Origin of the sequence: Butyricicoccus sp. AF18-9LB (assembly GCF_027684505.1) — a bacterium.
In the GTDB taxonomy this organism is placed as follows: Bacteria; Bacillota; Clostridia; order Oscillospirales; family Butyricicoccaceae; genus Agathobaculum; species Agathobaculum butyriciproducens.
This window is the reverse complement of the sequence record NZ_JAQCWA010000004.1, coordinates 116,185-125,986: the sequence shown is the minus strand read 5'-3', so window position 1 is coordinate 125,986 and position 9,802 is coordinate 116,185. Positions and strand designations below refer to the sequence as shown.

8 protein-coding genes are annotated in these 9,802 nt (G+C 50.8%); 2 read left to right on the top strand and 6 right to left on the bottom strand.

Features of this window, described 5'->3' with window-relative positions; translation table 11 throughout:
* Window positions 1-356: 356 nt before the first annotated feature.
* The 4 genes from PGY33_RS04625 to PGY33_RS04610 all read right to left on the bottom strand — a co-directional run bounded on the left by PGY33_RS04625 (window position 357) and on the right by PGY33_RS04610 (window position 6,516).
* A complete protein-coding gene (locus tag PGY33_RS04625; protein ID WP_118480998.1) occupies window positions 357-1,691 on the bottom strand; it encodes an MATE family efflux transporter in 1,335 nt (444 codons plus the stop codon).
* Window positions 1,678-2,115 (bottom strand): MarR family transcriptional regulator, encoded by a 438-nt coding sequence (locus PGY33_RS04620; RefSeq protein WP_158575223.1) that lies wholly within the window; start codon window positions 2,113-2,115, stop codon window positions 1,678-1,680. Before PGY33_RS04620 ends, PGY33_RS04625 begins: the two co-directional genes overlap by 14 nt.
* Window positions 2,116-2,218: 103 nt before the next feature.
* Complete coding sequence (locus tag PGY33_RS04615) at window positions 2,219-2,914, bottom strand: DUF554 domain-containing protein (RefSeq protein WP_118480999.1); 696 nt, start codon at window positions 2,912-2,914, stop codon at window positions 2,219-2,221.
* 119 nt (window positions 2,915-3,033) lie between these two features.
* Window positions 3,034-6,516 carry an S-layer homology domain-containing protein gene (locus PGY33_RS04610; RefSeq protein WP_270477579.1) on the bottom strand — a complete coding sequence of 1,161 codons (3,483 nt, stop codon included), beginning with the start codon at window positions 6,514-6,516 and terminating at the stop codon, window positions 3,034-3,036.
* A gap of 415 nt (window positions 6,517-6,931) precedes the next feature.
* Between PGY33_RS04610 and PGY33_RS04605 the strand changes: the two genes are divergently transcribed.
* A complete protein-coding gene (locus PGY33_RS04605; RefSeq protein WP_270477577.1) occupies window positions 6,932-7,309 on the top strand; it encodes a hypothetical protein in 378 nt (125 codons plus the stop codon).
* Between the two features lie 74 nt (window positions 7,310-7,383).
* Here PGY33_RS04605 and PGY33_RS04600 read toward each other — a convergent pair whose 3' ends face one another.
* On the bottom strand, window positions 7,384-8,361 hold the full coding sequence (locus tag PGY33_RS04600; RefSeq protein WP_270477575.1) for a D-2-hydroxyacid dehydrogenase: 978 nt from the start codon (window positions 8,359-8,361) through the stop codon (window positions 7,384-7,386).
* A 114-nt stretch (window positions 8,362-8,475) separates the two neighbouring features.
* Window positions 8,476-8,778 (bottom strand): helix-turn-helix domain-containing protein, encoded by a 303-nt coding sequence (locus PGY33_RS04595; protein WP_270477573.1) that lies wholly within the window; start codon window positions 8,776-8,778, stop codon window positions 8,476-8,478.
* Between the two features lie 119 nt (window positions 8,779-8,897).
* Here PGY33_RS04595 and PGY33_RS04590 point away from each other — a divergent pair, with 119 nt between their 5' ends.
* On the top strand, window positions 8,898-9,764 hold the full coding sequence (locus tag PGY33_RS04590) for a hypothetical protein (protein ID WP_270477572.1): 867 nt from the start codon (window positions 8,898-8,900) through the stop codon (window positions 9,762-9,764).
* Window positions 9,765-9,802: the final 38 nt, after the last annotated feature.

The window sequence follows — 9,802 nt, the reverse complement described above, 5'->3', positions numbered from 1 at the left end:
GCGTCCGGTTCTCATGGCTAAGGCTGCTACCGAGTCCTGCCAGGCTGGCGGCGTGTTCGTCAAGGTCGGCGAGTAATTCTTCTTAGAATTTCTTTCTCCTCTCTCTATTCTAAATTAGAAAAGCAGCTCCAAATGCTTTTCATTCCCTCAAATACAACAGCAAGGCATTTTTTGAAGTGACCTCTAAAAGTTAGACAAAGATTGTTCAAGCGACCGAAAGGGCTTGCTGCCTGTGAATTACAGGCGGCAGGCCCTTTCGCTTTTCCTTTGCTCTACACCTTCATTCTATATACAATTTGTTATATTTCATCTATATATAACAAAAGAGTGCTGTTCCCTCAACAGCACTCTTTTCCTTAATACTGATACTTTTTCCGTCCCTTGACGAGAAAAAACACCGAAACCATCACGCCGAGCGCCTCTGCTACCGGAACAGCCAGCCAGATGCCGGTTTCCTGCAAAATCAGCGGCAGGAACAGCAGCATCGCCACGAGGAACACAAGCGTGCGCGAAAACGAGATGATCGCAGACACGAGACCATCCGAGAGCGCGGTAAACAGCGAGGACGCGAAAATACTCGTGCCCATGAGCAGGAAGCTGACCGCATAAATCGGAAAGCCGTGCATGGCAATCTCATACACACTGCTGCCGCGCGGCGTAAACAGGGTCAGCGCCGGCTCGAGCGTCAGCCACGAGAGCAAATATGTGCCGAGCGAGCACGCCAGCACGAACGTTATGCAGATGCGGAAGATATGCCTCAGCTGCGGGATATTTTTCTCGCCGAATTTGTAACTGATAACCGGCGCAACGCCCATCGAGAAGCCGAAATACACCGCCGTAAACACAAACTGAAAGTACATTGCAATCGTGATGGCGGCTACGCCGTCCTCACCGCGGTAGCGCATGAACAGCGTATTGAACACGAATGTGGTGATGGCGTTCGCAATGTTGCTGACCATCTCGGACGAGCCATTGCCGCACGCGGCAAGCAGAGTCTGTCCGTCGAATTTGAAGGGCACAAAGTACAAGCTTCCGGTGCGGTTTTTAGTGAAATACACCAAACCAACGATGGACGGCACGCAATAGCCGAGGCAGGTGGCAATCGCCGCACCGGCAACGCCCATGTTCATCGGGCCCATGAACAGCCAGTCAAGCACCACGTTTGTAATGCCGCCGCCCACCGAGGTCAGCAGACCCAAGCCCGGCTTGCCTGCGGTGACGAACAATGTCTGAAAGGCAGTCTGCAGAAACAGCATGGGTGCAAACACCAGCTGAATGCGTGTGTAAATACGGCAGTCTGCCCACTGCAGCTCACTCGTGCCAAGCAGACGCAGGATGGGGTTCAGAAACAGATTGCCAAACACGGCGAAAATCAGACCGATACCCAGCGCAACTGCAATCAGCATGGTGAAGTTGCGGCGCGCCTCGTCTGTGCGTCCCTCCCCCTGCCGGCGGGCGATAATAGCGCTGCCGCCCGTGCCGAGCATAATGCCGGTAGCCATCTGCAGGCAGTTGAGCGGATACGACATATTGATTGCGGAAAGCGCGGTTGTGCCGGCAAACCGCGAAATAAACATGCCGTCCACGATGGTGTACATTGACAGCAGCATCATCATTGCAATGTTCGGCAGTGCGAATCGGAGCAGCGATGCGGCGTTGAATTTGCGCGCAAGCGCGTTATTCTGCTCCATTGCGAATCTCCTTTTCAAAAGAATCGGTAAATTTTCGGGTCATTTCCACCATCATGGCGAACTGCTCAGTGCCCATGGCAGCGGCGGCGCGTTCCTCTGCGCGATACAGACCGCCCAGCTTATCCGCTGTGTAGCGTTTGCCGGATTCGGTCAGGCGCAGCGGCTTTTCCTTGCGGCCGGATACGCTCACCTTTTCCAGATAACCGGCCTGCTCCAGCTCCTGCACCACCGTATGAATTGTCTGCTTGGGCAGCAGGCACATCTGCGCGATTCCTCCTTGTGTCATCTCTGAAAACTGATCTAACATATACAGCACCGTTACTGTACTGGGTTTCATGCCGCTGTGCTTCGCCCAGATGTCGTACAGCTCATCCTGTCGAAAAATACATGCGCACAAGTCGTTCATTTGTCTGCGAAAATCCATAATGCACCTCAATAGTCCTAAATCGTACCACTCCATTATAGTATGATTTAGGACTATTGTCAAGTAAAAGAAAAGCAGACCCGTAAAAGAGTCTGCTTCAAATTTATCCCATCAGCATGGTCCAGAGTGCGCTGAACGGCATGACGAGTATCAGCGCGGGCATGAGATCGACCAGCAGCACGGATTTGATCTTGGAGACACGAAAACCGGCCGACATAGTCAGCACGCCGCCGCACGCGGACAAATCCGCGAACATTTCCGGTGTGAGCACACCGGACAGCAGTCGTCCTGCGATAAACACGCACAGGAGAATCACGCACTGCGGCAGCGGGATAGCACAGATGGCCTTGCCGAGCGTGGACGCGAAGATCATTGCAGTGAACAAGTCCAGCACGGACTTTGCAAACAGCAGATTCGGATCGCCCGCGATGCCCTCAGTCAGCGTGCTGTACCACCCAAAGCCCGAGCAGCAGAACAGCGCAACCGCCGTGATGTAGAACTCCATATCAATATTATCCCCGCCGAGGTGCATGGTTTTGACCAGCCGATGAAAAAACCGGCTTGTCCAATCCTCAAGGTGCAGCAGGTGCCCGATGGTAAACCCCACCAGAATCGCCAGCACGACCGCTGTCATGCTGACCGCCTTGATGATGGAATTGATACCGATAGCGATCGAACACATGCCGAACAGCGTCGGCAGGTGCTCTTTCAGGCTGTTCGGCAGGACGTGTCCCAGTGCGGAACCGATCACGCCGCCGGCCAGCACCGAGATACAGTTGACAATTACTCCGATTGGCATAGAATTTCCTTCTTTCTCTTTCCCCTTCTCCTCTGTTTTCCATTTTACCGTAGAAAAGCGTCTTTGGCAAGCAAAAAAACCGCACAGCCGAAGCTGTGCGGTTTTTATTGCATTTTCGCTTACTTTTCCACGTTTTCGCAGAAACGCATGAGCATTGCCGCTACTTCCGCGCGGGTCGCGTAGCCCTTCGGGTCCAGCTTGCTGCCGGACTTGCCGGTAACAACGCCAGCCGCATTCGCCCACTGGAGCGCCGGAACAGCATAGCTGCTTACGCTCTGCGCGTCCGTATAGCCGTCGAGGCTCTTCGCGCCGGAAACGTCATACTTCTTGTTCTGTGCGTAACGGTACAGCATAGCTGCCAGCTGCTCGCGGGTGATGTTCACCTGCGGGTTGGTGCCGTCGGATACGCCGTTCGCCTTAGCCCAGTTCATACCCTTTTCGTACCAGACAGAGCCGCCGGTGGTGTCCTCGCCGGCATGGCGTGCCAGAACCGTCATCAGCATGCCGCGGGTGGTATTAGCCTTCGGAGAGAAGGTATTCGCTGCGGTGCCGTTCATCATGCCCTTGCCGGTTACATAATCAACCGCGGAAGCGAACCAGTCGTTCGCAGAAACGTCGTTAAACGTGGTCTTAGACGGGGTTTCGTCCGCCTTTGCGTAGCTTACGCCAACGGTAACGGCGGAAGCAGGCATGGTGAAGGTGTAAACGGTGTCGCTCTTCTTAACGGTGGAAACGGACTTGCCGGAGCCATCGGTAACGGTCAGCTTATCCAGCTTGTAGCCCTTGTCCGGGGACAGGGTAAGGGTAATGGTAGCGCCCTTTTCCGCGTTGGACGGAGAAGCGTTGACGCCGCCGTTGTTGACCGCCGAGGTGGTTACCTTGTAGGTCGTCTTGCCGGAGGAGGAGCCGCCGGAGGAGTGAGTATACTTAAAGGTATACGACTTAGTCGGCTCAATCGGCTGGCCGTTTACAGTAATATCAGCAGATGTGCTGTTTTTAACAGTAAACGTCTTGTTTGCCGTGCCGGTGTACGGAGAAGTACCGCCGATAATCTCGATAGTGCCGTTTGCCGGAACTGCGCTTACAGCATCAGCGAAAGAGGTGTACTTGTCAGTGCCGATGGTTGCAACAGTCTGAGAAGTCTTGCTGATGGTGAACGGAGAGAAACCGTGCGGATTGGTGAAGTTTGCAGTATAAACGCCGTTATTTGCGGTTACAGCTGCATCGTACTCGTGACCCTTATGCTGTACATACAGCGTGTCGGTGTTTTCTACAAAATCAGCCGGGAGCTGAATGGAAACGTTGGTTGCATTGGTAACCTTCAGCGTGTCAGATGCTACTACCTTTTCAGCGGTAGCACCATCCTTGGTACCAACAACTACTACATCATACTTCGGGGTAATATCAAGCGTGTAGGCAGATTTATTATACGCCTTCGGCTCTACATCCAGATAAGTACGAACTTCGATTTTTTCCTGATTCGGAACTTCGTCCTTCGCTGCGTCCTGATACTGCTTACCCAGTGTGTTGCTATTATCGCTGATATTAGCTGCTACTTCCTGTGCTGCCTTAGAAATTTCCGGTGCAGAAACTGCCTTTGCAGCATCAACAATATTGTCCACCTGGTCAGACGGAATATCCTTGTTATTTTTAAGTTCGTCCTTGCTCGGTGCAGCCGTTGCGCCAGCAACCGGAACTACCTGCAGGTCATTTGCATCTGCCAGTTCAACATGGAACTTGTAATCGCCGGTAACTGCCTTAGCAATGTACTTCTGTTGGGCATCAGTATAAGTTGCAAGATACTTAGACGGGTCAGTGGTAAAGTAACCGCCGGAGATTTCCATCGTATATGCGCTACCCCAGTCACCAAACGCCGGTGCTGCAAAATTACCATCAGTAATGGTAATTTTACCAACACCATTGCCGCCTTCACCAAAGCCAAACAAAGTTTTGCTACCAGTGAACGTACCGCCAGAGATCGTAAATTGACCCTTGTCCGCATCATTCGCAAATGCGCCATTGGAAATCGGATACTGGCCCTTGAAAATACCGCCCGAAATCGTTGCAATATTCCAATTCAGAATTGTTGCCGCATTCGTTGCATTGGTATTCGTAGTACTGTCAAAAGTACCACCGGAAATATTCAGAACACCATAGTCATCGTTTTTAACGACCGAACAACTTTTTTCACCGGATTTACCCGAGAAATCGCCATTCTTAATCGTCAGCGAAGCCTTGTCCGCCTGTGCGGGAACGCTCTCACCAGCAACTTTATCCGTAGAATAATACCAACCGTTATCAATCAAGCTCGAAACATTACCGCTGTCAGCAGGCTTCACAGTTACCGCGCCGTCAATGGTCATACTGCCCATATTCTTCAGTACATACCAATACTTGGACAGATAAGTACCGCCATTCAAGTTAATAACTGCATCCGGGAAGTTGGCAACAGCCGCCATTTCGGTTTGGCTTGCCAGTACTTCACCACTGCCCATAACCGTCAAATTGCCCTTATTGACAATCGCACAGCCAGTTGCCGGCTTGATGTTCTTGCCATTCAGGTCAAGCGTAACAGTCTTGCCAGCCGGAATAGTAGCACCCTCGGCGATATTCGCCAGAAGCTTAACGGTTTCACCGCTCTGTGCTGCTGCAACAGCGGCAGCCAGCGTCTTATAACCCTTATTATCGACCACTGCAACAATGCTGGAATCAAAAACAGCTGTGCCGTCAATAACCAGCTTACCAGTGGTACCCGGAACAAAGCGACCATACAGGTTAGACTGACCCGCCGGAGCCGTCTTGTCTGTCTGTGTTACTGTATTACCGCTTTCGGTAGTATTGTTCAAAGCAACTTCGCCTACGTTGGCTGTACCAACAACTACGCCAACACGCCAGCCGCCATCATCGGTAGAGTTCAGAGTGCAACCCGTCACTGTATTATTGGTAAAGGTATGGTAAGTTGCCGGATTTGCACCAGCATGACCAATAATACCGCCAACAGAACCCTTTGCAGTAATTTTCGTATTTTCTACCGAGCAATTCTGAATGGTAACATAAGTATCAACCGGACCATCGTTGGGATTGTTGTAACCGGAAGTCCAGCCAATCAGACCACCAACACGAGCACCACCATTGCTGTCAATCGAGCTGTCAGTCAGATGGCAGTTATCCAGTTCAATCTTGGGCATAGAATCAACATTGTTGATAAATGCACCGATGCCCTGATTACTCGTACTATCCTTGATAGTAACCTTAGTCAAGGTCAAATTCTTGACAACGATACCAGAAGTGCCCGCAAAGCCACCTGCAAACAGCGGTGCATTCAGGCCAGTAATTTTGTGGTTGTTACCCTCCACAGTAACAACACCTGCACCTGTGTAGCCTTGAACAGTAAGCGATGTCCATTGATAACCAGTCAAGTCATAATCTTTATCGATGGTAACAGTAACATTGCCTGAACCAGATTCACCAGCATGAACATCAGTAAACAGTTTCGACAACGCTTCTCCGTCAGAAGTCGCCGTATCCGCCGCAAATGCCACCGGTGCCATAGTCAGCACCATCATCACAGCGAGAAAAGCCGATAACAATCTTCTTTTCATGTTTATCCTCCTAAAAATTGTTTTTTCCGGCATAATCGGTGCCGTTTCGCCTTTCCTTTGCAAAATTTGTACTTAGGAAGGTTTTGTGTCTGAGGGCGAGCACCTCAGACACAAGGGTACCCTTGTGCCGCTTTATTGCCTACATCATACCACCGTTTTACATTTTTTGCAATGCCGTTTATCATAAAACTTTGTCGATTTTGTGTCGTTTTGGCATAATTATAACTTTTTCATTGCTTTTGCACAATTAGAATTGCCCGCATTTATACATTTTTACCACCGCCGCTTGTATTTTGCGCCCGGTTATGCTATGGTAAAAACAGTAATTTGGAATATTTGTGTTCAACCGCTTCTGAGTCCGTTTTATCGGACACCCGATATGCGATACTCAAAGCATGAAAAGGAGGCATGGCATATGAAAAAAGACGATTACGGCTTCTACGGCAAGGGACTTGACGGCTATGTGCACTACCGGCAGGGCATGCAGGAAGCGGCGCGCAATGCACCGAATGCGTCCGGCGGCCGCCGGCCTGTCTCCGCAGAGCAGAAAACAACCGAGCCTGCACCGAAATCCGACGAATCCGGTCAGATCAGCAAGTGGATCCTGCAGCATCCGCTGCATACGGCGTGCATGATCAGCTTGTTTATTGCGCTGACCTGCGTGATTATTGAAAGCCTGGGCGAACCGTCCATCCAGTTTATGGCGGCAACGGCTGTCATCTGCGTGGTTGCCCTGATTTTCCTCGGCATAGAGATTATCAACTTTATCATCTGGTTTTTCAAAAACTGCTGAGCACCAAAAAACGAGCCGACAGCATGGCTTTCGGCTCGTTTTCTCTTTGTTGCTATACCTGCGGGAAACGCGTATCAGTATCCCTCCGACCGGTTTACGACATTTTTCAGCGGGTTTCCGGTCAAATACCGGTCCAGATTGTCCATGCAGATATGCCAGATCGTGTTCTGCACGTCCGCGTTGCCGTCAAAGCTCGGGCCTGCGATATGCGGCGTGAGCAGCACGTTCTCCATGTCCCACAGCGGGCAGTCCGCCGGAAGCGGTTCGGTCTCGAACACATCGAGTGCGGCGCCGCCGAGGTGGCCGTCCTGCAGAGCCGACACCAGATCGTCCGTCCCCGCCAGACTGCCGCGTCCGACATTGACCAGCACCGCGCCTGCTTTCATCGCGTGCAGACGCTCCGCAGTCAGCAGACCTGCGGTCTCGTGCGTATTCGGAAGACAGCCAATGACGATGTCCGCCCGCGGGAGCAGAGCATCTAACGCATCGAGTGTATGCGCCTCCTCGAAGTCTTCCGGTACAGCCGAAACCGCTGTGCGCTTCACGCCGAGCACAGCTGCGCCGAAGACTTTCAATCGGCGGGCCACATTCGCGCCGATGTCGCCCATGCCGAGTACAAGCGCGGTCTTGCCGGAAATCGTCTCCGCATGGTCGTATTTTTGCCAGATATGCGCCTGTTTATTGCTCCAGTATCGTCCAAACGAGCGGTACAGCGCCACCAGACTGCCAATCGCGTACTCCGCGATGATCGTGCCGAACGCACCGGATGCATTCGCCAGCACCACGCTCCGCGGCAGATTTTCCATGCGCGTGTACTTGTCCGCGCCCGCCCAGGTCAGCTGCAGCAGACGCAGGTTTTCGGTCTGCGCCAGCTGGGCTTCACTCGGTTCGCCGAAAATAACCGCAGCCGCGCGAAGCTGCTCTGCGGTCGGGTGTTCGCCGTTCTCCGCGAACGTGAACGCGCACCGCGTACCGAATCGGGTATTTAACGTCTCACGCATGGTCAAATCGCACTGTGCGAGCACCAAAACGGATGTTTTTTCGTTCTGCATTGTGTTTTCTCCGTTATCTGTCAGAATATTTACAATTATATAGTACAGATTTCCGGTTTTCAACAATGGGATAATAAAAAGCATCTGCATGAGCAGACACTTTTCAAATTATTTTTATAATTTCATTTCGCGGTTCTTTCTGCGCAGATGGGTCGCCAGCGCATACAGAACGGCGATATCCTCCTCTTCCAGACCTGTTAAATCCAGCGTCTGCGTTTTTGCAACACACAGCAGATAGTCTGTCGATACCTTGAAAATCTCGGATAATTCGATAATATACTGCGTACTCGGTACATTCAGGCCCAATTCCCACGCATTTACGCTCGACCGTGTGATGCCCAGCCGCTTTGCCAGCGCGGCCTGTGAGATGTTGTGGCTCTCCCGCAGCATTTTAATTCGTTCCCCTATAATCAGCATGCTATCACCTTATTATAGGGTATGCTAATCACGATGATATTACGATATCATTATGATATTTTTAATTGACATACATATTTCTTCCAGCTATACTAAAGAAGATAATAGGAGGACTGTACATGGTAATCTTACTAACGCTCTTAGTATGTCTGATCATAGCTCTCATACTCCGGGGAATCTATGCTGCCCTTCGTTCCATACTATCCAACAAGTGGCTTCATGACGAGGCACGACAGGATGTTGTACATCTGTTTAATCGAGACTTACCTAAATGGTTAGAAGCAGCTTATACCGCCTTATACCAACATTTGCAGACACAGGGCAGCAAATGTGACTGGAGCATAGAAATTACATGCCCCTCCCATGCTGTTATTGATCGATGCCGTATCAATTTTTCCGGTTCGCAAGGTATTATTCTGGACAGTGCCAATCAGCAATTACTCTATTATAAAACAAAGGATTTGCCGGAATTACATGCCCTTCAATGCACAAATGCCCACCCGTTAGAAGCATTTGAGTGTTTTTCTCTCCCCTACTCCGATATTCTCCAGGCACAGCTTATTACTTCCGCGCACGCCTATACGCAGAGGAAAACGAAAGGCGGGATTTCTCAAGGCACCGCCGAACAGCAGGCCGCCGGGCAAACGGTCTATGACAAATTAGCAATCGTTATTCAAATCAAGAATCCCAATCATCCATATATAGAATTAGACTTTTCTAATCATACCGCGGTATCTGAACTGTGGAAAATTCTTCAGACCTCCGGCATATTAGGAAATATCTTTGAAACCGAGACTAAATTCAGCATTTCATATGCAGGCTGTGATACCGATATCAAGATTCAAAAGCGTTTCTCTGCTATTCCATCGCTTCCATTTGCTCTGACGTCGATCGGACCGGCACAGTTAAATATGTTAAATCAAACCCTGCTCCATCTGGAAGCGATTGCACAAGCTGATCCGTCCGATTCCGCACCTGTTTCATGATTTTCATAATAAAAAAGCGCCTGCTCACGCAGGCGCTT